Genomic DNA, 22,719 nt, shown 5'->3' with positions numbered 1-22,719 from the left:
CGTCGTTATGAGTTGATTTTATCAAAACTCGGAGCGCGCAATGTCTGAGAAAATCAGCTTAATACTTGATACCACTGTCAAGGGTATCGAGGATATTACTTCTACTACATCAGCTGCAGAGCGCCTGACTGCCGCAATAGAAACGCAGCGAGGCGAGGTGATCAGCCTTAATTCTCAACTTAAAAAAGTGGAGGGTTATCAGTCTGCTATCAAGCGCATGGAAAAGCTGAGAGAGCAGTCAAAACAAGCTGAAACCTCGGTGGGCGAACTTGGCCGAAAGTTAGAAGAGAGCCGCGCGCGCACAAACAATCTAAAAGTCGCACAAAGCCAGACACAAGCCGAAATTCGTGGACTGAACAATCAACTCAAGAGCGCATCAGGTGAAGGTGCGGTTCAGCTGCAAAATAGGCTACATCAAGCTCAAAACCGTCTAGAGTCGCTTAACCTTGAGATGCACCAAGGCAAGGTCAAAACCTCAGAGCTTAACTCTGCATATAAAAAAGCCAATCAACGCGTTACTGAGCTTAACAATAAAAAGGACCAGCAACGCAATAAGCTACGCGGGCTTGGCGCGGAGCTAAAAGCCTCTGGTATTAACACAAAGCGCCTAGGTGATGAACAGCAACGACTAGAAAAGCAAGCAGATAAAGCAACTTCGGCCATTGCTCGGCAAAATGCCCGCATGAAAGAGATGCAATCAATCCAGTCTCGGATTGACACTCGTAATGCAAAGTTAGGCGAAATTAGAAGCGAAGCGACTTCACTTGCTGTGGCTGCCGCACCAGTGGCCGCCACGCTATGGAGCGCGGTTAAAAATGAGTCGTCTTTTGCTGATGTGACCAAAGTTGTTGATATGTCACCAGAAGAAGCGGTGGCAATGAGGCAGTGGTCACTAAAAACCTCATCATCAAAAGAGGGCGGCGGCTTAAGCGCTAACGATATCAACGCAATGCTGGCCGCGGGCGGTCGCTCCGGTATCAAAGACTTAAACGATTTACAAAACTTCGTTTTAGATTCAACAATGATGGGCGTCGCTTTCGACATGGAAGCGTCACAAGCAGGGAAAACACTATCCGACTTTAAAGCAGCGTTAAACCTAGATCAGCAAAGTGCGCTCTCTCTGGCTGGTATGATCAATTACATGGCCGCTGACTCCAATATGGACCCCAAGCAGCTTGCATCGGTGATGGCTAGAGAGGGAGCCACAGCGAAGCTGGCTGGCTTTTCTAATAACGACGCAGCAGCGCTGGCGACCACGATGATCGCGACAGGGATGAGTGAAGAACGAGTGTCCACCGCTGTTAAGAATATCTCTGGACGATTAACGCTTGGCGACGCTGCCTCAGGAAATCAGAAAAAAGCACTATCAGCCATTGGCTTTGATGCTGGCTCATTAGCGGCATCAATGCAAGATGATGCAGCTGGAAGCTTACTTGAAGTATTGGACGCGATTAAAGCTGCACCGCTTGAAGAACAAAGCGCCCTGATCTCTCAAATTTTTGGCGAAGAGGTGAAAGGTGCGGTTGCGGCTTTGGCTGGCAATACGGGCGAATTCGTTCGATTACGTAAGCTCGCTAACGAATCTGAAGAAGTTCACTTGAACTCGTTGAAAAAAGAGTTTCAAACACGATTAGACACAAGTGAAGTCGGAATTCAAATATTTATCAATAAGTTGAGCAGATTAAGCACAATAATTGGCACCGCAATTTTACCCGCATTGAACTGGGCACTGAAACCGCTGGGTGAGGGCGTTGACATGCTCAGCAATTTTGCTGAAGCAAATCAAGGCGTCACCGCCGCTGTTGGCATTGGTATTGCTGCCTTTGTTGCGCTCAAAGGCGCAATGCTAGCAGGCAAAGCGGCATCATTAATTTTTGGCAATACGCTTGATAAGGGACGGTTGTTTCGAAAAGGCTTAAACAGAGAGACGAATGAAAGTGGTCGCGCGGCTCAGTTTGCGGCCCGACAATTTAGCCGGCTAAATCAAACTTTAATGGCCTCGGGTCGGGGAGGCATGGGCCGGGGGGGAATGCGAGGTGCTGGGCGACGTCGATCAGTCGCTAGCAATCGCCCCGCGCTTCATCGCTCTCGTTCTCGAAACCCTCTTGCTAAGGCTTATAACTTTGCTTCTTCCGCAATGACTGCGAGATCACACGCGCTACCCATGTCGCTTGCGGGTGGCGCTTTAGCGATGATGCCTGTTCCTGCGTTAGCACAAGATGCAGTCGATATCGGCGGTGATATCGCAAAAGGTGGGTTGGGGCGATTCTTGCGACCGCTTTCCATTGCGATGTCAGCAACTAACATGGCGAGTGCATTGGTCGATGGCGATAAAAAAACAGCGATCGAGGAAGGCGGTGGATTACTAGGTGGGCTTGGCGGAGCAAGCCTTGGCGCAGCAATCGGGACTGCCATCTTACCGGGTATTGGTACGGTTGTCGGCGGACTTGCTGGATCGTTGGTTGGGGATTATGCCGGAGGGTGGTTTGGTGGCTGGGTTGGCGAGAAGCTTACTAAGAGCGAAAAGTCTAGCGAAAGCGAGCTAAAGCTAAACACTTACGCGAGAACCGATGGGTTTACTAGCGAAAACAAAGAGAGAAATCATCAACTCAATGAGACAGTGCAAGGCTCGGATAACCCCGCCAATGAGAACAGCCTTAACATTGTAAACAGGCAGCTCACAAAAGATGAAGAAACCCAAAACTCAATCGTGAATACTCAAAGTGAGAGCGAGCGAAATTTAAATTCTTACGTGAGAGTCGATGAGTTTAATAGCGATCGAAAGGAGAAAAATCAACTCACAGAGGTGGCTAAGATATCAAGCATACTTGATGAACGAGCCGCATTTTCAGAAAAGCCGCTCTCATGGCAGGGCGGATCATTTAGCTGGCTAATGGGTGAGCCTCAAGACCGCTTGACCAGCTCCGATACTGTCAGGGAGAGAATTGAAGAGAAAGAGAAAAAGGAATCAATTGCTCGATCACAACCCCCGATACAGATCGGCGCTCCGAAAATTCAAATCAATGCAGCATCAGGTATGGATGAAAAGCAATTAGCTTTGCTGGTTGCTCAGCAGGTTTCTGATGCACTGCAAAGAGAGCTGGGCATGGCTGGACTGTCCATTGATGAATCACTATCCATATCAGCAATCGACAGGAGCTAACAAATGCACCACTTAGTGATCGGTGAATTCGTCTTTTCTATGGGGGATAAAACCCCCATAAGCAAAATGGAGCGAGTCAGCAATGGCGCTTATTCTGAGGTTTCCGTGATCGATGGCAGCAAGTCTGAGTTTACGGGTAGGCCGTTCGATACGATTGATATTTCTGCAAAATGGACCCGCTACGGCGCAGCTAAAAATGCCGCATCATTGCGCGACCTATTGTTAGAACCCCAACAAGTCAGTGATGGCCAAGGGTTTAACTTGGGTAAATGGACCATTAAGCAAATCAAAGAAGGCCGATCAGAGTTAGTTCATGATGGTCGAGCGATGGTGACGGAAGTGAGCTTGCAATTGATGGAGTTTCGTTAATGAGAGTAATAGCGAAAGCGGGTGGGCTAATTGCCGATCTGCTTTTTCAGCATTTAGGGCACGATGGCGATCGAGTCGAATCGGAGTTTTATCGACTCAATCCGCACGTTCGTGGAGACACGTTTTCTCACGATTGCACCGTCATTCTACCAGAACAAACAGTTAATCAGCGCTCGATAAGCGCAACACGGAGTTGGGATTAATGCTAAAACTTGAAGGTAAAAACGCTGAACTGATGATGGAGCTGCTAAAGACATGGCAGCTTACCGATGCGAACGGCGTTGAGGGAGACTCTCTCACGCTCTCCATTTTCTCTGAAGACGTCGATGGCATCCCTCAGAAGGGAGAAAAGTACAAGGTTTATTTAGACGACGTATATCGAGACGAGTTTCAGATTTCTAAGCGTTCATTAAGCTTGTCGTCACGTGAGCTTCGCCTGATTTTAAGCGTTGCCCCGTTTAGTGTCACAGACGATACCGAATATCGGGCAAAGCGCTCAGCCAGTTGGAATGACGCAACGATCTATGAAATTGTTTCTGACTGTGTGGCCCCACATGGGTTCTCTGTTTTTGTTCATCCTAAATTACAAAATATTAAAATCGAGCATGTCGATCGCACTGATGAGAGCGCCCCTGCTTTTATTCGCCGTTTAGCTAAACAGTTCGATGCGATTTCCAAGATTGTTGAAGATAGGTATGTCATTGCGCCCAAGGGCGAGACAAGAAGTGCCAGCGGCAAGAATATTGAAACAATTACGCTGTCACATCTTGATGTTAATAAGGGCGTGCCATCTGAATTTGTGAACGTTGACATTGATCTTGACGGACGTGACGAGTTCAACGGTGTAAGAGCATCATACTTGACTACTGAAAGCGGAGATCGAATAGAGGTGATGGTTGGTGAGCGACCGTTTAAATTGATCGGTCGAGACTATCAGTCGGAAGCTGAAGCAGAGCAGGCATGCAACACAGAATTAAGACGCATACAGCGAGAGGGCAGAAAATTAACGATTACCGCCCCGCCTAATCCTCTAGCATTTGCCGAGGGAATTGCTGTTTTAGATGCGTCATTTCCTCGGGCATTTCAGGGTGAATGCTCGATTGATTCGGTGACTTTTACTGGCAGAGGCAGACAGCCTAGCAGCATGACCATTCAAGCAACAGCATTAGGGAGTGAGTAATGGGTATTCGTTTGAATTACAAGGTGCATTCGCAATTTACGGTGGCACTAAAAATCTCTGATACTCAAGTGCGTAAATACTTGCGCGACCCCATGGTTAGGCAGCTAAAAGATGTACGAAGTTCTTTATATCTTCGTTTTAATGCAGCAAGAACAGGCGGCACTTGGTGGTTATATCAATATAAAAATGGTGAGCAAGTTCCGCATCGCATCGGCACATATCCAGCGACACAAGCAAAAGACATCATGGACTTAGTTAGCGCAACGACGGTTCAGATCGCTAAAAGCAACGTTGTTAACTTTAGGCGATTTGAGACGGTTGATCAGCTGATTGACTGGCATGTGACGAGGCAGTTTAAGCTGGGGAAGTCCTCAAAGGAGCGTTTGGCAAACATCAAGAGCATGGCAAATCGACACTTAATGGGTATCTTTCACGGTGAGCCGATCATGACAATTGACGCCGAATTGATTGATGAAGAGCTTATTCAGCCAATGTTTGAGAGCGGCCTATCTTTAAGCTACGTAAAAGCGATGTTTAATTTACTCAAGTCTGCATACACGACAGCCAAAAGATTAAAGCACATTAGTGTTAACCCGCTGGCTGATGTCCACTTTCGTGACTTTTTCCCTGATAATTTTTCAATCACAAAAGCTCAGGTTCGCGAATGCCGCTTATCGACAGATCAAGTTCCAGACGCATTGAGGGCATTAGACTTTGCTGATAATCCAACTCGCTTGCTTGTGATGATGATGCTTGGCCATGGCTCACGTATTGGAGAAACTCGCAAAGCAAAATGGTCCAATGTGAGCTTTACAATGAAGTGCTGGACAATCCCAAGTGGCGATACAAAAACGCGACAAACCATGGTTTACCCACTATCTGATCCAATGATTGAGCTATTGCAATCATACAAGCAATGGCAAACGGGACTAGGATATAAGGGCGAGTATTTATTCCCGAGTGATTTACGCTCTGGTTCATGCATCTACGGTGCGCTAGCTAGCCAGTTAGTTAAGTCAGTTTCGAATGCCGCATGGAGTGGGCATGACCTACGAAAAAGGGCTCGTTCAATTTGGGCTGATATTGGCATCGATTACATGGTTGCAGAGACGCTATTGAATCATGCCAAAGGCAAGTTAGATCTTGCTTATATTCATACTCACATTGAACTGCAGAAAAAAGAAGCCATTTCTCGCTATCACGAGTGGCTAAAAAGCTGCTGGCGAACCTGTTTTAGACCTGTCTCAATAGATCAAGAGATCATCAAAAAGGCTATTTAGATCAATTCAATAGCTCACATCAAATATAAATCTAAGCGGATGATAATTAGATGTCGTTTTTATGCCAAAATGAGCCAATAAACGAGGCTCTTATAACCGCAGCGCGCTCAGTACCACACCAAGTTGCGCGTATCAAACTAAGCAAGACTCAGTTGAGAGTGTTGCACTCGATTCGTCACGGTGAAAGCGTTACAGCATCACAAATAGCAAGCAGACTGGATCTTTCTGATAGTTGGGCAAGCACTCTTCTGAAAGAATTAAACCGAAAATTGTTTTTAGAGAGACGAGGGTGCATACGTCAATGCGGAGGTGTTGAGTTTGCTTATTCTCTCTGTTCTTCCCTTCATTGCTAGAGGCAAAAGGTACTTTCCAGCCCTAATCCCATGCAAACGATGCCAACTCACGGGAAATAAAAATTTTCCAAAGTTATAGGTCACCACCACCAAGAAGGTAGTGAATGCCTATTCTTATTGTTGAATTGTTATGCGTGATGCGTAACGCTAAATTAGATTGTAAAGAGAGCATAAGTTTGTTATTAACGTATTACCTTGCAAGTAGTGCATTTACGGATGGTAGAATTGACTAGAGCTAGGAATATTAATACAGGAATGATTGAAGAAGCCTTTCAGTTAAATCGATATGAAAATGTTAATGTTATTCCTAAAGGATTATATGAATGTCCAAATATGCGTTGTCGATATCCAGCATCTCCATGGGCTGTTAATACTAAAAAGCGTTCCCCAGCGTTTCAGTATAAAAAGCATCATGCTGAAGGTTGTCATTACGAGACAATGACTGGCAGAGAGAAGAACATTAATGGTGGGGCAGGATCTAGTTCATTTAAACTACCTTATGTGACTGATTTTATAGAACCGAGTAAACAATCAGGAGAAGTGAAATTAGGCTCTAGTGGGCAGACATCTGTAAAAAATACTAGTGGCGGAGGCACAAAATCTGGCACATCAAGAGTTGAGAAAAAAAATCAATTTTCATCAATGTTAGGGGCGTTGGTAGATTTCTATTTAGAGGATCCGGATAACCATGGTTCTCTACCCCTCAATTTCTTAAAGCGTCCTTTAACTTATCGCGAATCATTCCAAGAAATAACGTCAAAGTGGAATATAGGGTACAAAGACAATTATGTATTCTATTGTGAAGTTAAAAATTCTGTACCAATTATTGTCAATGAAGACCATTTCATAATTGAGTTAATGCGAAAGAATCAAAGTGGTCAAAACTATAAAGTTCGCTTTGAAACGGATGGGTGGACAGAGCACCAAAAGCAATCATTAATTGAAGGCCTAAAGTACGTAAGACAATTATCTACTGAAGCATTCAAGAACAAAACACAAGAAACAGCATATATTTTCTTTGTCGGTAAACAAGATAAGTATGAACCACACGTTTTTCATTGCGTATATTCACAATTTGCTCATCCATACTTTGGGGAAACGCCAAGATTTTTGCCGAACTTTTGGGGAACGTTTAAACTAGAAAATGAAATTACTGTGAGAAATCCAGAAGTTGACGGTAAAAATGTTGATTTCGAATCAAGAGTCACCGAGCCAGAGCCAGAGCCAGAAGTGGAGCTAGTTGAACCAACTGTTGTTACAAACAAAGCTCAGACTCAGCAACCGATGAGAATTCCAGCTAAGAGACTGATTAAGAGGAAAGGAATATTTGAGCGATTAAAAGACTTTTTGGGGATCTAAAAGTAGCTTAAAAACTACTGTATAATGACACCTTTATACCACCCTAATTACACCCACAACTTAGTCAAGTATTCTAACTATATGTAATTAATGGTGAAAATGGCTTTTTTGGACTTTTTAAACGGCGAAACCCCGATGTTGGTAGCATCGGGGTTTCTGATTTTTAGATGGTTTGGATGGTAAGGCCAAAAAATCTTATTTATGCAAAAGGTTGGATTTTATCCAACAAATTCCTTGGTAGGGAATTAGATACGGATGAAGTCCATGTGCTCAACTTTTGGCTTGAACACGTGACGTTGAACGTCTTGAGGCTTAACTTTAACTTCAGTACCGTCGATAACTAGAGTAATCGCTTCGTAGAACTCTGGCTTATCCATTTGGTTGATCACATCATCGTGTTTTAGAGCGATAGATACTGGCGCTGCTTCACCACCGTAAACGATAGCTGGGAATAGACCAGTGTGACGTAGGCGGCGGCTCGCACCTTTACCTAGTTCAGTACGCACTACTGCATTGAATTTCATAGTATTTACTCTCAAATTAGTAAAAAAATAGTAAGTGTGACAGCATCAATGCGACCTTGTGCTGTCGTAGCGCTTCGTTAGCGATAATAATCACTCTCAAAACGAGCGCGGATACTAACATTCTACGTTAGGATGAGCAATAAAAATGATGGCTTCATACTAGGCAATCCCCAGCATGGTTAATCACTGAGCTCATCGGCAAAAATTTTATCCCTCAGTGCCCAAAATCGGCCATTTTTTCGTGCGATAACGAATTGCGGTGGTCGAAAACGGTGCTGATGATCGACGACTTTACTCGGTGATGCGGCGTCAAATGCTCGATGTTTATCGGCCAGATGGGGGCGAACGAAACGCTGTTTAAAGATAGCTTTCTGTTTTGGGGTTGTGAGTGACCAAAACTCGTGCACTTGGGCGTTATTCTCACCAAGATAAGTCACTCGAAGATGGTTTTTTCCTTTGCTATCTTTATGAACGCTGAATGTCATGGTGAGACACGCAAACACTAATGCATCTTTTAAGCTTAATGCCTCTTTAAGCTTTTTATCCGGATCCACTAGCGTCGCTTGGCATTCGTGACAAATTCGCGCAGCGATGTCGTTATCGGCTCCGCATTGATTGCAATATTTGGCACGAAAACGGTAGCCGCAATGTTCGCGCTCTGCAGTCTCTTTATCTTCAAAATAGCCTTGGCATCGCCGCCCATAGTGTTCGAGAAGAAAGCCGTTCGCATCCAGTTTGCCCCAAAAGTTATTATTAAAGCCGCAAGCAGGACAAGGAATAGTAATGATTTCACTGTTAGAGTCGGGTTTCGGATCGCCGACTTCGGGTTGATACAGATCATACTGATTACCTGCATAATCAAGCACCAAACATTCGTTTTTTCCCGGCGCGAGACGTAAACCTCGACCGACGATTTGTTGGTATAAACTCACCGACTCGGTGGGTCTTAGAATAGCAATCAAATCGACATGTGGAGCATCAAAGCCGGTGGTTAATACTGAGACATTGACCAAAAATTTGATCTCTTGCTGTTTAAAACGTTGGATGATCCGATCGCGATCTTGTGATGATGTATCGCCAATCACTAAGGCGGATTGTTGTTCAGGCAGTAAACTAAGGATCTCTTGGGCGTGACGAACCGTAGCCGCAAAAATCATTACCCCTTGCTTGTTGTGCGCTAACTGAATAATTTGTTGAACGATTTGTGGTGTTGCGCGTTTGGATTGCTCGATAACCAGATCGAGTTCAGATTCTTTGTATCGTCCGCTAGTCGTTGGGCTTAACTGAGAGAAATCGTAGCTGAGGATAGGCGCATCAATCAGACGCGCTGGAGTTAAGAAACCTTCATCCAATAAGTAGTGGATCGGTAATTCAAAAATGCAATCTTTGAAAAAACGTGGCTCTTCACTGCGCACGAGCCCACGAGTGTGGTACTGATAGATCCATCCCATGCCTAGTCGATAAGGGGTTGCGGTTAAACCGAGCACCTTCATCTTTGGGTTGAGGGTCAATAAGTGGCTAATGACTTTTTGATAGCTGCTGTCTTTATCATCGGGGACTCGATGACATTCATCAATCACTAATAACGAAAATGGCTGTTGAAAAGTCGATAAATTTCGTACCACAGACTGCACGGAAGCAAACACCACCGCATGTTCGCTCTCTTTTCGTCCTAGTCCGGCCGAAAATATGCCACCAGCGAGCCCATAGCCTTCATATTTGGCATGGTTTTGTTCCACCAGTTCTTTAACATGGGCCAGAACTAATACTCGCCCTTTAGCTAAACGTGCTAATTCAGCAATTACTAAGCTTTTTCCTGCACCGGTAGGGAGGACAATCACCGCAGGGGTACTGTGCTGACGAAAGTAATGAATCACGGCTTTGACTGAATCCGCTTGATAAGGTCGTAAGGTATACATAAAGGCAAGGGATTAATTATGTGAAATAGTTCAACTATTTTGAGTGAGGCTTGTATAATACCTGACTTCAAGCAGATGAGGTATTCATGCGTTTAGATAAATTTTTGTGTGATGCGCTCGGCACCACACGTAAAGAGTCGACTCAACTTTTAAAAAGTGGCGATGTAACGGTCGATGGTATTGTTCGCAAAAGTGGTTCATGTCAAGTTACCGAGTTATCGCAGGTTGAGTGGCAAGGCAGAGCGCTGACCTTAAGTGGCCCTCGTTATATCATGCTGCATAAGCCTCAAGGTTATGTTTGTTCTCATGAAGACAGCTTCAACCAAACGGCCTTTGTATTATTGGATGAGGCTAACCAACGGGACTTGCATTTTGCTGGGCGCTTGGACGTTGATACCACAGGGCTCGTGTTAATCACTGATGATGGGCAGTGGTCACACCGGGTGACGTCACCTAAACATCATTGTGAAAAAACTTACCGTGTCTGGCTCGCAGATCCCATTGCCGCCGAGTATACTGAGCAGTTTGCGAAGGGAATTGAGTTACGCGGTGAGCGAGATCTAACCCGACCTGCTCAACTAGAAATCATAGATCAACAACAGGTTTTGTTGACCATTCACGAAGGTAAATATCATCAAGTTAAGCGTATGTTTGCAGCTCTTGGTAATAAGGTCGTTGGGTTACATCGTGAACGTGTGGGCGATATTGTTTTGGACCCTGGCCTTGAGCCGGGAGAATCTCGTTATTTGACCGAATCGGAAATCGCTTCTGTCTGGAACTGATCGCTCAACCTTAGGAAACACGGCCATCGAGTTTCCTTATATTTGAACATACAATCGGCTTCGTAGCGAACGCTTATCCTAAGCCCTCGGAATAAAGAAATGGGTTGCTGATCGGCAACATCAGCGATTGAGTCGATAGGCTATCGACCAGAGTTAAATCATATTCATTGATAAAACGGAGACTTATGACTTCCAATACTGCCCCCGCTAAATATGATGCTTCTAGCCTTGGCTTTTTGCTGTTTATTGTGTTGGGCGCTATCGGGGCGTTAACCCCACTCGCTATCGACATGTATTTACCTGCAATGCCCGCTATCGCCAAAGATTTAGGTACTACTGCCGGTTCCGTGCAATTAACGTTAACGGCTTATACGGCAGGTTTTGCGATTGGACAATTATTGCACGGCCCGTTAGCGGACAGTTATGGTCGTCGTCCGGTGATGTTGTCAGGGGTATTTTTATTTGCGGTGGCTTCAGTTTTTAGTGCCACGACACACGGTATCGAGGCATTAACTTATATTCGTGCCGCTCAAGGGTTTGCAGGCGCAGCTGCCGCAGTAGTGATTCAGGCGGTTGTGCGCGATATGTTTGATCGAGAAGACTTTGCTCGTGCAATGTCTTTTGTCACCTTAGTGGTTACACTCGCGCCGTTAGTTGCGCCATTGATTGGTGGGCATTTAGCCGTTTGGTTTGGTTGGCGTTCCATTTTTTGGGTGTTGGCTATCTTTGCTGTGGTCGTGATGGCGATGGTACTTTGGAAAGTGCCTGAGACACTGGCAATAGAAAATCGTCAACCATTGCGATTTATGAACACCATGAAAAACTATGCGCAATTATGCCGTAATGGTCAGGCGATGGGGCTGATTTTCGCTGGAGCTTTTTCATTTTCGGGAATGTTTGCCTTTTTGACCGCAGGATCTTTTGTTTATATTGACATTTATGGTGTGACACCAAACCAGTTTGGTTATCTGTTTGCGCTCAATATTATTGCGATGATCGCGATGACCAGCATTAATGGTCGATTTGTGCGACGCGTTGGTTCGCATGCCATGTTGCGCTTTGGATTATTTATTCAGTTATTGGCGGGCGTTGGTTTATTTGTCGGTTGGGCTCTTGATTGGGGATTATGGGGAACCGTTCCTTTTGTGGTGTTGTTTATTGGCACCATTTCAACCATTGGCAGTAATGCGATGGGGCTATTATTGAGCGGTTATCCTCGAATCGCTGGTACGGCTTCTTCTTTGTCCGGTACATTGCGCTTTGGTACCGGCTCGGTGATTGGTGCCGTGGTTGCCTCAATGCCAAGCGATGTGACTTGGCCAATGATTTTAGTGATGTCAGCATGTTCCGTGCTGTCTGCGGGTTTTTATTGGACATTGGGAAGAAACGCATAGTGGCGAAGTATTATTTAGAAATTCAGAAGCTGGTGAACAGCGCGTTAGAAGAGTTAGCACAAGAACACGCTGCTGGAAAGTTGGCGAATGCTCCCGTGGCAAATAATCATTTTTTAGTACATTGGGTGAGCAAATCTTTAAAAAGTCAGCGTTTTGACCGCTGTGTACGCGATGATTTAACCGTTTGGCAAAAAGCGGGGCGCTCGAAGGGGAATCAATCAGGATTGTGGTTGCAATTTCGACGTATTTCGGCGTATTACGCCCAGTTTTTCAATGAGCATGCCGATAATCACTTAACGGATAAGAAAATAGACGCCTTTTTGGACGAAATGGAACAAGCTGGATGGGAAGTTTCAACCTCTGAACCATTAGTGGATTGTGGTAAAGTACAAATATTTATCGAAGGGCAAAACTCTTTCGCGCTTTGCTCAAGGCAGTGTGATGACTGTTTTGATGGCGAAGCCTTGATAAAACCGATGAACTGGTTTGTGCGTGGCCACCATGCCGGATTTGTCGAGAAAGCAGCGGCAGCAGGGTTTATGCTTCATAAACGCACTGATTACAAATCGAACGTCAAATACCATGGCGAATATGTGATTTTTCCAGATAATCAAGGGACCCAATTAGCGGAAATTCCCCTTTCTTTTCAAACCTCTTAATTCTACCGTTTTAGCCTAAATCAGAGCGACGATTTATCGTGGCTCTGATAAATATAAAAGTAACGTTTCCTCTTTGAATCTGCATCAGTTGTTGATGATGTTTGCTCACGTCAATCCAATAATTATTCCCCGCAATGGGGGAGTGACTTATCCGATCTCTTACTTATACTATCTTATTGACCAAAGCGCTTATTGAGCACAATGCTTATTGATCAAAGTGAATGCGTTCTAAACTTTGTACACGTCGTAAATCTTGTTCGGAAAACGTGCGACGACGTAGCTCGTCTAACTGTGTTTGTTGCTGATCAGGATGATCGACTAAACGTTTAACAATTACTTTTCTTTGCTCAACATAATGCTGCCACTGTTGATCAAACTGCTGTCTTGATTGCCCAAGGTGATTAAGACGTTGAATGGTTTCTTCATCCACCCATTCTTTTAAAGCTAGGTAGTGGTCTTGTGGATCTTGCTCATCTAATGTGAGAACCGCTTTTAATAAACGATCATTATGTTCATTACGTTGAATGTAATCCGGTTGTTGGTTGATCTGCTCATCCCATAAGCGTTGCGCTTTTTGTTGTGGGTAGATTTCAAACAGTTTTTGTTTATCAATCGCGAGCTGACGAATACGATTTTCTTCAGTAAATAAAGATTGCTGATCGGTAGAAAAATGAACGCCTTGAAGATGAACGATTTTGTCATGCAGACGTTGCCAATCCGCAGCGAGTCCGTTCAGTGATGAAAAGCTTAACTTATCGAGAGCGTGGTGATAGTCGATTAATTGATGAAATAAAGGCTCATCAAGGCTGATTTTCTCATCCATATAATGCGCAAATTGTTGTTTTAATAAGTTAACATCGACCTGTTCCATTTCTGATACCAGATAATTCAAGAAATCGCGAGGGGAGGAAAGATCAACGTCACTTTTCAGTACACTCGGTGGTTGGGCGGTCGCGGGGTGATCATCATGCAACCATATTAGTGACAATGTCACCATCAATACTCCGATGGCGAGGGCAATCATCATAGGTTTATAACGCATCATTACAGTCCAAGTTGTTGCAAACGATTGGCATGTTGACGATAAAGAGTAACGGGTGAAACCTCAAAAAGATGGCGTATGCCTAAAAGCCCATTGACTTCATCGAGATGATTCATTTTATAGTGGGTACCAATGACTTGGCCAAGATGGCTACTGCAGACAGAGACTAAGCCATCATTGGGTTCATCAAAAGCAAGGCTTAAAACTCCGATGGGGATATCGGTGGGATCAAGCAAGTTAGTAATGGCCGATGAACCTGTCCAAGAAAAATAGTGAACACCATTACTGGCGAGCGCTTCACCTTGCCCACAATAGGTTGTCGGAACGCCTTCTGGATAATGACGATTAAAAGCCAATGAGCCTTCGGTGGTTAAGGTATCGAGCGCCGCTAAGGCATCTTGTTCTAGCCCCTTGCCACCGGAGAGTACGTTGATCAAAGTGACAAAACTATTGGTGATTTTGACTGCTAAGGCCTCAGAAATTGAGTCTTCCGGTACGGTATTTCTCACAATATCAGCGACTCGCGATCCCCAGTTAACACCACCAACGCTAGTCACCGAAGCAACCAGATCAGGACGTACTGAAGCGACATAACGAGCGGTTGGACTGCCTTGACTGTGACCGATAAGATTGACTTTCTCTTTACCGGTTAGGGCTAGAATGGTTTCAACTTGCGCCAATAGTTGCTCGCCGCGTACTTCTGAGCGGTTAGCGGCTGCGACTTGCGCAGTAAATACGGTAGCACCATCTTTACTGAGTGCATGAGGAATGCCATAGAAGTAATCTATTTTGGCGATACTATCAAAACCGAAGATGCCATGGACCAGTACCAATGGGTAACGGGTTTCGGTATAGCCACTATTGGCGAATGTCGCTGGTGTGTGAAAGGATACCAATCCAATACAGAGTAGACCTATCCATCGATATATGATGCTCACATTGATATCCTTGTGTTATTTGTTTTAAGTTGGCATTGATAATATCAATGTAAAATAGTGTCAATTCCTTGCACTGTCGAGAGTTTTCGCCGTGATTGTGACGGGGATAACTCATCCGTTGGTCAGTGACACCCACAGATTCATTTTCCGGTTTTTTTCACGATCGCTCTGACCATGCCTTTGAAAATAAATAGGTGGGCAGGCATCATCACAAACCAATAAAGAAGGCCACGAAACCCTTGTGGATGCCACCATGCGGTAATAGTCAGTTCACGTTGCTGACCAAGATCTTTAATGGCAAACTCCAGACGCCCTAAGCCGGGCCCTTTCATGCCAAACAGTAACGACAAAAAGCGCGGCGGCTGGCAGCGAATTACCTTCCATGAGTCGATAAAATCGCCGACTTGCAACTCGGTTCCTGGTGGGCTGCGCCGAACTGGTTTTCCTCCACCAAATAACACATCGAGCCATTCACGTGTTCGCCACAACGAATTAGCAAAAAAATAGCCTTGATGGCGCTGGCCCATGGTTTTGACGACTTTCCAGAGCTGTTCTGCATTGGCATCGGTGGTTATGGTTGCGCCAGTATGCTTAGGATAAAATCCAAACCCCGGTTGCCAACGTTGCATTGCGCCGGGGTCAAAGCCCCAGACATTACTGCGTACAAAGGTACCCTCTTGTTCGATGGTGGACTTTACCGCATCGTAATAACCAATCATTGTTTGTGGATAACGTTGCTGAAGCGCATCGTTATTGGCAATAAAATCATGGGCAAGGCCATCTAACAATGCGCGTCCGATACTCGACGGAACCGAGGTCACTAATCCAAGCCAGTAAGAGGCCATTCGAGGGGTGAGTAAACCAGTAGACCAAAGCCGAAAGGGTTTATTGGCTAATCGGCAAATCACTTCAAATTGTTCACGGTAGGTGAGGGTATCGGGGCCACCCGCTTCAAATTGTTGATGTTGTTCGGGGGTTTCCTTAGCAAGCGCTAACAGATAATGGTTAAGATTAGCTAAAGCAATCGGGTTGGCTTTTGAATCGACCCATCGCGGTGTGATCAGAATGGGTAAATTATAAACAAAATCGCGCATGATCTCGAAAGCCGCTGAGCCAGGGCCGATGATCACTCCTGCTCTTAATTCGGTTACGGGAACTTGGCTTTGACGTAAAATTTCGCCAGTTTTTTGTCGAGCGGCTAAATGGTCAGAATGGCTGGATGGTGGTTGTAAAGCACTAAGATAAATGACGTGTTTGACTTGGCTGTGTTGTAAAGCTTCGCGCATGTTATTCGCTAGGGATAATTCGTAGTCGATAAAATCGCCGCCTTGGGCCATGCCGTGCACTAAAAAGTAGACTAAGTCCGCTTGTTTGACCCAGTGACAAGTCTGCTGTTGATCGGTTAAATCAAGGTAAATAATGGTGAGATTTTTATGTTTAGGGGTGCGATCGGTAAAATAATCGACTTGCCGAGCCGCCGCGGTGACTTGATAACCTTGTTCAAGTAATAAAGGGATAAGCTGAGAGCCGACGTAACCTGAAGCACCTAATACTAATACTTTTTTCATTTTTATTCCTTGGGATAGGCTAAGGCTTGAGCGTATAATCTTCAGCCACTATTCAGCCTTCTAACTTGACGTTGTAGCGATATCATTTGGTCCAGTAATCTCGATTAAACGGACCGCCGATTGGTATTGATGCGACTCAATATGTCTTTTTCTGGTTAATGTTTGCCATTGAGGTGCCCCGTTGTCCGTTGTTTCACAAGTGATATATTACACCAAAGGTGACTTTTTGCGCCGCTTGATAGCGATTGCTTTGCCGATTACTTTACAAAGCATCATGTTTTCTAGCCGCGGGCTAGTGGATGTGTTGATGCTGGGACAGCTCGGTGAGGCAGAAATTGCGGCGGTTGGTGTGGCGGCAAGAGCTACGTTCGTGACCACAATTATGCTCGTGGGAGTAACGACAGGTGGGGCACTATTAACAGCTCAATATTGGGGAGCAGCGAATAAACAGGGGGTGAGAGAAAGCACGGCTTTAACTTGGTTGGTGTCGATGTTGTTTGCGGTATTAACGGTGGGTTTATTTTTATTTTTTCCACAACAAATTATGGCATTGACCACCGATTCGGCGCTCGTTAATCAACTGGGCAGTCAATATCTCGTTATTACCTCTTTTAGTATGTTAGCGGTTGCCTGTGTCAGTAGTATGGCGGTCGGCCTACGTGCGATGCATAAGCCAGGCATTAGTACTTTTTTCAGTGGTATTGGGATTTTGGCTAACGTATTTTTGAACTGGGTGCTAATCTTCGGCAAATTAGGCTTTCCAGCACTCGGTATTCAAGGCGCAGCGATTGCAACGTTACTCAGTGGTTTTCTTGAAGTGGGCTGTTTGTATGGTTACTTATATTGGAAAAAGCATCTATTAGCTTTTGGATTACTTGATGTAAAAGCGGTCATGGTCTGGCAAACCATTGAACGATTTCTACGCTTATCACTCCCGACGACGTTTAACTTTTTAGCATGGGCTGGAGGGTTATTTGTTTACCACGCCATCATGGGCCAAAGTGGAGTGCAGGGGCTGGCTGCCTTATCCGTCATGACGCCTGTTGAATCGATTTCTTTGAGTTTTTTAATTGGTATGTCTAATGCGGCCGCGGTACTGATCGGCAATCAGTTAGGCGCTAAGCAGTATGATGCGGTTTATTACCAAGCCATTGGTGTTACGGTGCTGAGCCTGCTGTCTGGGATACTGGTTGCTATGGTTCTGTTTATTGTGCAGATCCCTATCTTAAATGCGTTTAGTGCTCTGACCGCAGAAACTCGTCAGTTAGCAGAAAAATTCATTGTGATTTTAAGCCTTGGCATTGTCTTGCGTTCAGTACCCATGACAGTGATTGTCGGGGTCCTTCGTGCTGGAGGCGATGTCAAATTTTGTCTTGGACAAGATGTGGTTGCGCAGTGGATTATCGGTATCCCTCTGGCGGCGATTGCCGCTATCTATTTTAACGTTAAACCTGAGTGGATTTATTTGTTGTTTTTAGTCGAAGAATTGATCAAATGGGTCGGCTCATTATGGCGAATGATCAGTAAAAAATGGATGCGGAATTTGATCGGAAACTAGACACATAACAACAAGTTGGTGCAATTGTGTTCATATTCTGTGATCTACAGCCAAAATACTTCCTACCCGAAGGGATTTAGTGTAGATTCTCAATCCTAATTTTAAGCAATGGTGTGAGCGGTTTAATGTTACAGCTGATAGACCTGAGCAAAGGTTTTGTGGATGGTGATGAGTTCCACCCTGTGTTACAAGGTGCAGAGTTGACGTTAAATCAAGGTGATCAGTTGGCATTAATGGGTGAGAGTGGCTCTGGCAAAAGCACCTTACTCAATTTGATCGCTGGTTTAGATAGTGTTGACTCGGGGGAGATTTGGTTTCCCGGCTTTGCGATGCACAGTACATCAGAGCATAAACGCACCGCCTTTCGGCGTAATAACATTGGTCATATATTCCAACAGTTTAACCTGTTGCCGACCTTAAATGTCGCCGATAATATCCGCTTCTGTCGGCAACTTAAAGGTTTACCCGAAGACCAAGGTTTATTGAGACAAATTCTCTCCTCATTAGATTTAATGCCGCTTTTAGGTCGTTATCCTGAAGAAGTGTCGGGCGGTCAACAGCAACGAGCGGCAATTGCTCGTGCTTTGTATATGGAACCCAAAATCCTTCTAGCGGATGAGCCAACCGGTAGCCTTGATGAACGCAATGCTGAAGCAGTGATGCGCTTACTGACTTCATTGAGTCGTCAGTTACAATGTACCTTATTGTTAGTCACTCACAGTGAAAAAGTGGCGCAGCACATGGAAGGTTGTATTCGCTTACAAGGAGGAAGGTTGCATGTTATTGCCCGTAGTTAAAGCGTTACTTGGGCATTATCGTCGCTACCCGTTACAAATTTTTCTCGTCTGGCTGGGTTTAACACTCAGTGTTTCTTTATTAGTTGGTGTAACGGCGATTAATCATCATGCGAAGCAGAGCTATCAGCATGGTGAAAAACTGTTTGCCAATCCTCTTCCTTATCGCATTCGACCAAAACATATTGCTAATAAAATTCCTCAAGGTTTTTACGTTCAGTTACGTCGAGAAGGGTTCCATCAATGTGTGCCTATTGATCATTATCGCTTAACCACGACAACTGGCACGGAGTTTTCGCTTTTAGGGATTGACCCGGTAGCGATGCTCCCCCTTAATAATCGTCAGTCATTCAATGAAATTAGTACGTTAGCCTTATTTAAATCGCCACATCCGATTTTAGTCAGTGATGGCTTTGCAACGTTACAAGGTTGGAATAATGGCGACTACATTCCATTACAAGATGGCAGCCTGCTTGGCCCACTATTGATTGATACCAATGGGTTGATTCATGGTACACGAGTCGTTGCCGACCTTTCATTGGTGCGTAGTATTCGTCAAAGCTCTGGGTTATCGGTGATTGCTTGCGGTGATATGCCGAAAGAGAAATTGCAAAGATTAACCGATAGCTTACCCAGTGGAATGGCGTTAGTACGCACCACGCGTAGTGAGTTAGAGTCACTCACCCAAGCTTTTCATATGAACTTAACCGCACTGGGTATGCTGTCTTTTTTAGTCGGTATGTTTATTTTCTATCAAGCCATGTCGTTATCGTTAATTCAGCGTCAGCCATTAGTGGGGATCTTGCGACAAACTGGAGTTTCTGGTTGGCAATTAGCGCAAGCGTTATCGATAGAATTGATCGGTTTGATTTTAATCAGTTGGGCCTGTGGTAACGTTTTGGGGTTAGTTTTGGCCAACCAATTATTACCCTCGGTATCTGCTAGCTTAAGCAATTTGTATGATGCAAACGTAGGACTTTCCGTTGGGTGGAGCTGGCGCTGGAGTAGCTATAGTTTACTGATGGCTACTTGCGCTGCATTAGCGTCTTGTGCTTGGCCGTTAATTCGTCTGCTCAAGTCTCAACCGATCCGGTTAACCACACGTTTGTCGATGGTTCGTTTTGCTGGCTCAGAATTTACCTTTCAAGGATTAGTGGCTTGTGGCTTGCTCGTCTCAGCCATTGCGATTTATCAAGCACCGAAAAGTCAAACCTCTGGGTTTGTGATCATTACCTTAATGCTCCTCAGCGCGGCGTTGTTAACGCCTTATTTTATTTGGAAACTGTTTGTCAGTTTTTCTTATACTTTACGTGGCGTAAAAATACGTTGGTTTTTTGCGGATGCCGCTGCCAGCATGAGTTATCGAGGCGTTGCGACCATGGCGTTTATGTTGGCGATGACGGCGAATATTGGTGTAGAAACCATGGTCGGCAGTTTTAGAGACACCACGGATAAATGGTTGAATCAACGATTAGCTGCGGATATTTATCTTTATCCAACCAATAGTTCGGCAGCACGGATGACACAATGGCTGACTCAACAACCTGAAGTGCAAGAAGTCTGGCATCGTTGGGAAAAAGATCTCGCCAGTGACAAAGGTATGATCCAAATGGTGAGTACAGGCGATTCTGAAGGTGAGCGGCAATCATTAACCATTAAAGTCGGTGTTCCGGATTATTGGTATCTTCTTCATCAATCTCGCAGCGTAATGATTAGCGAATCAATGGCGTTACGGCTTGGCATTCGTCCGGGTGACTATATCGATTTATCGATGCCTTTAGGACAACATTGGTTAGTGGTCGGGGTGTATTATGATTATGGGAATCCCTACCATCAAGTCATGATGTCTCACCAAAGTTGGTTGCACGGTTTTATGAGTAGCGGCAATGTCTCTTTAGCGGTAACGCTTAACGCTGGTCAGGTAACGGAGGGGGAAGCATTATTGAAACGCTTAAATAGTGTCTTTCGTCTTAATTCTGAGCGTGTATTTGATAACCGTTCTATTCATCATCAAGCCATGCAGGTATTTGATCGCACGTTTGCTATCGCTGATAGCTTAAGCAACATTACGCTGTTTATTGCTGTGTGTGGGATATTCTTTGCAACCTTAGCGGGAGAGGTCTCTCGTCAGCGGCATATCTCCCTTTTGCGTTGTTTGGGTGTATCAGGTAAAGAGTTAGTGGTGATTGGTGCGTTACAGCTATTGGTTTTTGGGTTGATTTCCTTATTGATTGCCTTGCCGCTAGGTTTGGCATTAGCAACACTGGTGATTGATGTGGTGATCCGTTACTCATTTGGATGGAGTATTGAGTTGCAACTGATGCCAGCCGCTTATGCAAAAACGGCTATGTTATCGATGCTGGCGCTGATTATTTCTGGGGCGCTTCCTGTGATGCGTTTAGTTCGTCAGTCGGCGATTAAATCATTAAGGGATGCATTATGAGTAATAATATGAATCACAAGCGATGGCTGATAGCGGTTGTTTTGGTCGCACTTGGTTTATTGATTGGATTCTTTGTCAGTCATTTTTTGACCTTATCGGCTGACCGTTTGTCATCGGTGACTCATTCCATCGATGAGCAACAGGTTTTTGCTTTTCCCTCTGCCGATAATCCCGTTCGTTTGCCACAAGATTTTGCTTTGCATCCCCAGTATCAACATGAATGGTGGCATGTTTTCGCTAATGTACAAGATGAACAGGGGCAAGAATACGGGATAGTATGGAATTTCTTTAAGTTGGCGAACGATTCCGAGCAAGGCGTCGGCTGGCAAAATTCGCAACTATTTTTATCGCATGTTGCGGTGGCGAATGCTTATCAAGTTTGGAAAGAGCAACGTATTGCCCGAGGGGGGATTGGCCAAGCCGATGTGACAACACCGCCATTTCGGATGTGGATCGATAACTGGCATTGGCGATCATTAAGTGCGGGGCCATTGCCGAGTCAGTTAGATATTGCCACCGATAACTTTCAGTTGGCGATGCATATGACACCTAAAGGTCCTTATATCTTACCGGGCGAACAAGGGTTTCAGCGGCGACAAAATCATCATTCATCACTGGCTTCTTACTCGGTATATGCGCCATTTGTCTCTATTCAAGGTACATTACGTTTAACGCCTTATACACAACCGATAGCCGTACGTGGTCAGGCATGGATAAGTAAAGAGTGGGGCAGCCGACTGATAGGCCAAGATCAGCAAGGTTTAGATTGGTTTGTACTGCACCTTGATCAACAGCGAACGTTGAGTGTCACTCGACATCGTTATCTGCATCAAAGACCTCATATTGATGGCACCTTGGCGAGTAAAGATGGAAAGGTAACTCATTTGACTGAGCAAGAAATCAAGATGATACCACTGCCATCCGTCAAACTTGCCAATGGCAAAACGTTACCTTTGCAATGGCAGGTCGTGATCGCTAAAGAAAATATCGATATTACCTTGAGTCCACTGAATCCTAATCTGTGGTTAGACTTTACCCAGCCTTATTGGCAAGGGCCCATTCATTCTCAAGGCTCGCATTCTGCCCGTGGTTTTATGCAGCTGACGGGCTATTAGTTTGATTTTTGTCTGTGTATTTTGGCCTAACCCTTCAGGCAGCGTTGGTGGCTCCTTTCTGCCGCGTTATCGGCTTATCAGGTAGCGTTACTACATTCCAACGCTTATGCCTTGTATAAAAAACCACTAACTGCTGTAAAAATCAGCTCGAAAGGTTAACAGACCCTAGCTCATGCCTTTTATTGTGTTCAACGTTTAAGCGTATGACGACTCAATAGTTGATTTATCTCCCCATCTTCTGTTTTTACCTCATGTTTACCGGTACAAGCATGACTGTTC

At 44.9% G+C, this 22,719-nt stretch carries 19 protein-coding genes; 14 read left to right on the top strand and 5 right to left on the bottom strand.

Annotated elements, in window-relative coordinates; all coding sequences use genetic code 11:
• Window positions 1–40 precede the first annotated feature (40 nt).
• The 7 genes from CAG58_RS03590 to CAG58_RS03560 all read left to right on the top strand — a co-directional run bounded on the left by CAG58_RS03590 (window position 41) and on the right by CAG58_RS03560 (window position 7,704).
• The gene (locus CAG58_RS03590) at window positions 41–3,163 is read left to right on the top strand and encodes a phage tail tape measure protein (protein ID WP_161425327.1); all 3,123 of its coding nucleotides are present in this window, start codon (window positions 41–43) and stop codon (window positions 3,161–3,163) included.
• Between the two features lie 3 nt (window positions 3,164–3,166).
• A complete protein-coding gene (locus CAG58_RS03585; RefSeq protein WP_161425328.1) occupies window positions 3,167–3,532 on the top strand; it encodes a phage tail protein in 366 nt (121 codons plus the stop codon).
• Entirely contained in the window at window positions 3,532–3,735 is a 204-nt protein-coding gene (locus CAG58_RS03580; RefSeq protein WP_161425329.1) for a hypothetical protein, read from the top strand. The genes CAG58_RS03585 and CAG58_RS03580 overlap by 1 nt, the downstream gene beginning before the upstream one ends.
• The gene (locus CAG58_RS03575) at window positions 3,735–4,712 is read left to right on the top strand and encodes a hypothetical protein (RefSeq protein WP_161425330.1); all 978 of its coding nucleotides are present in this window, start codon (window positions 3,735–3,737) and stop codon (window positions 4,710–4,712) included. Before CAG58_RS03580 ends, CAG58_RS03575 begins: the two co-directional genes overlap by 1 nt.
• A complete protein-coding gene (locus CAG58_RS03570; protein WP_161425331.1) occupies window positions 4,712–5,992 on the top strand; it encodes a tyrosine-type recombinase/integrase in 1,281 nt (426 codons plus the stop codon). The genes CAG58_RS03575 and CAG58_RS03570 overlap by 1 nt, the downstream gene beginning before the upstream one ends.
• 50 nt (window positions 5,993–6,042) lie before the next feature.
• Window positions 6,043–6,345, top strand: a complete 303-nt coding sequence (locus CAG58_RS03565) for a MarR family transcriptional regulator (protein ID WP_161425332.1) — start codon at window positions 6,043–6,045, stop codon at window positions 6,343–6,345.
• Between the two features lie 225 nt (window positions 6,346–6,570).
• A complete protein-coding gene (locus CAG58_RS03560) occupies window positions 6,571–7,704 on the top strand; it encodes a hypothetical protein (protein WP_161429716.1) in 1,134 nt (377 codons plus the stop codon).
• A gap of 245 nt (window positions 7,705–7,949) precedes the next feature.
• On the opposite strand, the gene rplY is transcribed toward CAG58_RS03560, so the two are convergent.
• Together rplY and CAG58_RS03550 are read right to left on the bottom strand one after the other, a co-directional pair.
• Window positions 7,950–8,228, bottom strand: a complete 279-nt coding sequence (gene rplY / locus CAG58_RS03555; protein WP_004395389.1) for a 50S ribosomal protein L25 — start codon at window positions 8,226–8,228, stop codon at window positions 7,950–7,952.
• A gap of 179 nt (window positions 8,229–8,407) precedes the next feature.
• The gene (locus tag CAG58_RS03550; RefSeq protein ID WP_161426061.1) at window positions 8,408–10,147 is read right to left on the bottom strand and encodes a DEAD/DEAH box helicase; all 1,740 of its coding nucleotides are present in this window, start codon (window positions 10,145–10,147) and stop codon (window positions 8,408–8,410) included.
• Window positions 10,148–10,233: 86 nt separating this feature from the next.
• On the opposite strand from CAG58_RS03550, the gene rsuA reads away from it, so the two are divergent.
• From rsuA to CAG58_RS03535, 3 genes are all read left to right on the top strand, one after another.
• A complete protein-coding gene (rsuA, locus tag CAG58_RS03545; protein WP_004395387.1) occupies window positions 10,234–10,929 on the top strand; it encodes a 16S rRNA pseudouridine(516) synthase RsuA in 696 nt (231 codons plus the stop codon).
• Window positions 10,930–11,114: 185 nt separating this feature from the next.
• Entirely contained in the window at window positions 11,115–12,323 is a 1,209-nt protein-coding gene (locus CAG58_RS03540) for a Bcr/CflA family multidrug efflux MFS transporter (protein ID WP_004395386.1), read from the top strand.
• On the top strand, window positions 12,323–12,982 hold the full coding sequence (locus CAG58_RS03535; protein ID WP_161426060.1) for a DUF2913 family protein: 660 nt from the start codon (window positions 12,323–12,325) through the stop codon (window positions 12,980–12,982). The genes CAG58_RS03540 and CAG58_RS03535 overlap by 1 nt, the downstream gene beginning before the upstream one ends.
• 205 nt (window positions 12,983–13,187) lie before the next feature.
• On the opposite strand, the gene CAG58_RS03530 is transcribed toward CAG58_RS03535, so the two are convergent.
• The 3 genes from CAG58_RS03530 to CAG58_RS03520 all read right to left on the bottom strand — a co-directional run bounded on the left by CAG58_RS03530 (window position 13,188) and on the right by CAG58_RS03520 (window position 16,530).
• Complete coding sequence (locus CAG58_RS03530) at window positions 13,188–14,027, bottom strand: lipase secretion chaperone (protein WP_161439696.1); 840 nt, start codon at window positions 14,025–14,027, stop codon at window positions 13,188–13,190.
• Entirely contained in the window at window positions 14,027–14,941 is a 915-nt protein-coding gene (locus CAG58_RS03525) for a lipase family alpha/beta hydrolase (RefSeq protein ID WP_443084108.1), read from the bottom strand. Before CAG58_RS03525 ends, CAG58_RS03530 begins: the two co-directional genes overlap by 1 nt.
• 161 nt (window positions 14,942–15,102) lie before the next feature.
• The gene (locus CAG58_RS03520) at window positions 15,103–16,530 is read right to left on the bottom strand and encodes a DUF2867 domain-containing protein (RefSeq protein WP_161426058.1); all 1,428 of its coding nucleotides are present in this window, start codon (window positions 16,528–16,530) and stop codon (window positions 15,103–15,105) included.
• Between the two features lie 181 nt (window positions 16,531–16,711).
• Between CAG58_RS03520 and CAG58_RS03515 the strand changes: the two genes are divergently transcribed.
• From CAG58_RS03515 to CAG58_RS03500, 4 genes are all read left to right on the top strand, one after another.
• On the top strand, window positions 16,712–18,088 hold the full coding sequence (locus CAG58_RS03515; protein WP_004395381.1) for an MATE family efflux transporter: 1,377 nt from the start codon (window positions 16,712–16,714) through the stop codon (window positions 18,086–18,088).
• A gap of 125 nt (window positions 18,089–18,213) precedes the next feature.
• The gene (locus CAG58_RS03510) at window positions 18,214–18,885 is read left to right on the top strand and encodes an ABC transporter ATP-binding protein (RefSeq protein WP_004395380.1); all 672 of its coding nucleotides are present in this window, start codon (window positions 18,214–18,216) and stop codon (window positions 18,883–18,885) included.
• Window positions 18,866–21,325 (top strand): ABC transporter permease, encoded by a 2,460-nt coding sequence (locus tag CAG58_RS03505; RefSeq protein WP_161426057.1) that lies wholly within the window; start codon window positions 18,866–18,868, stop codon window positions 21,323–21,325. The genes CAG58_RS03510 and CAG58_RS03505 overlap by 20 nt, the downstream gene beginning before the upstream one ends.
• On the top strand, window positions 21,322–22,440 hold the full coding sequence (locus CAG58_RS03500; protein WP_161426056.1) for a lipocalin-like domain-containing protein: 1,119 nt from the start codon (window positions 21,322–21,324) through the stop codon (window positions 22,438–22,440). The genes CAG58_RS03505 and CAG58_RS03500 overlap by 4 nt, the downstream gene beginning before the upstream one ends.
• The last annotated feature ends 279 nt before the right edge of the window (window positions 22,441–22,719 follow it).

This window comes from Vibrio sp. V31_P5A7T61, assembly GCF_009904895.1.
Classification (GTDB): domain Bacteria; phylum Pseudomonadota; class Gammaproteobacteria; order Enterobacterales; family Vibrionaceae; genus Vibrio; species Vibrio metschnikovii.
The sequence above is the reverse complement of the archived record's forward strand: the minus strand, read 5'-3'. Positions and strand labels throughout refer to the sequence as shown.

Coding starts and splice junctions, on each gene's coding strand:
- CAG58_RS03590 (WP_161425327.1), top strand. CDS start 41: ATGTCTGAGAAAATCAGCTTAATACTTGATACCACTGTCAAGGGTATC.
- CAG58_RS03585 (WP_161425328.1), top strand. CDS start 3,167: ATGCACCACTTAGTGATCGGTGAATTCGTCTTTTCTATGGGGGATAAA.
- CAG58_RS03580 (WP_161425329.1), top strand. CDS start 3,532: ATGAGAGTAATAGCGAAAGCGGGTGGGCTAATTGCCGATCTGCTTTTT.
- CAG58_RS03575 (WP_161425330.1), top strand. CDS start 3,735: ATGCTAAAACTTGAAGGTAAAAACGCTGAACTGATGATGGAGCTGCTA.
- CAG58_RS03570 (WP_161425331.1), top strand. CDS start 4,712: ATGGGTATTCGTTTGAATTACAAGGTGCATTCGCAATTTACGGTGGCA.
- CAG58_RS03565 (WP_161425332.1), top strand. CDS start 6,043: ATGTCGTTTTTATGCCAAAATGAGCCAATAAACGAGGCTCTTATAACC.
- rplY (WP_004395389.1), bottom strand. CDS start 8,228: ATGAAATTCAATGCAGTAGTGCGTACTGAACTAGGTAAAGGTGCGAGC.
- CAG58_RS03550 (WP_161426061.1), bottom strand. CDS start 10,147: ATGTATACCTTACGACCTTATCAAGCGGATTCAGTCAAAGCCGTGATT.
- rsuA (WP_004395387.1), top strand. CDS start 10,234: ATGCGTTTAGATAAATTTTTGTGTGATGCGCTCGGCACCACACGTAAA.
- CAG58_RS03540 (WP_004395386.1), top strand. CDS start 11,115: ATGACTTCCAATACTGCCCCCGCTAAATATGATGCTTCTAGCCTTGGC.
- CAG58_RS03530 (WP_161439696.1), bottom strand. CDS start 14,027: ATGATGCGTTATAAACCTATGATGATTGCCCTCGCCATCGGAGTATTG.
- CAG58_RS03520 (WP_161426058.1), bottom strand. CDS start 16,530: ATGAAAAAAGTATTAGTATTAGGTGCTTCAGGTTACGTCGGCTCTCAG.
- CAG58_RS03510 (WP_004395380.1), top strand. CDS start 18,214: ATGTTACAGCTGATAGACCTGAGCAAAGGTTTTGTGGATGGTGATGAG.
- CAG58_RS03505 (WP_161426057.1), top strand. CDS start 18,866: ATGTTATTGCCCGTAGTTAAAGCGTTACTTGGGCATTATCGTCGCTAC.
- CAG58_RS03500 (WP_161426056.1), top strand. CDS start 21,322: ATGAGTAATAATATGAATCACAAGCGATGGCTGATAGCGGTTGTTTTG.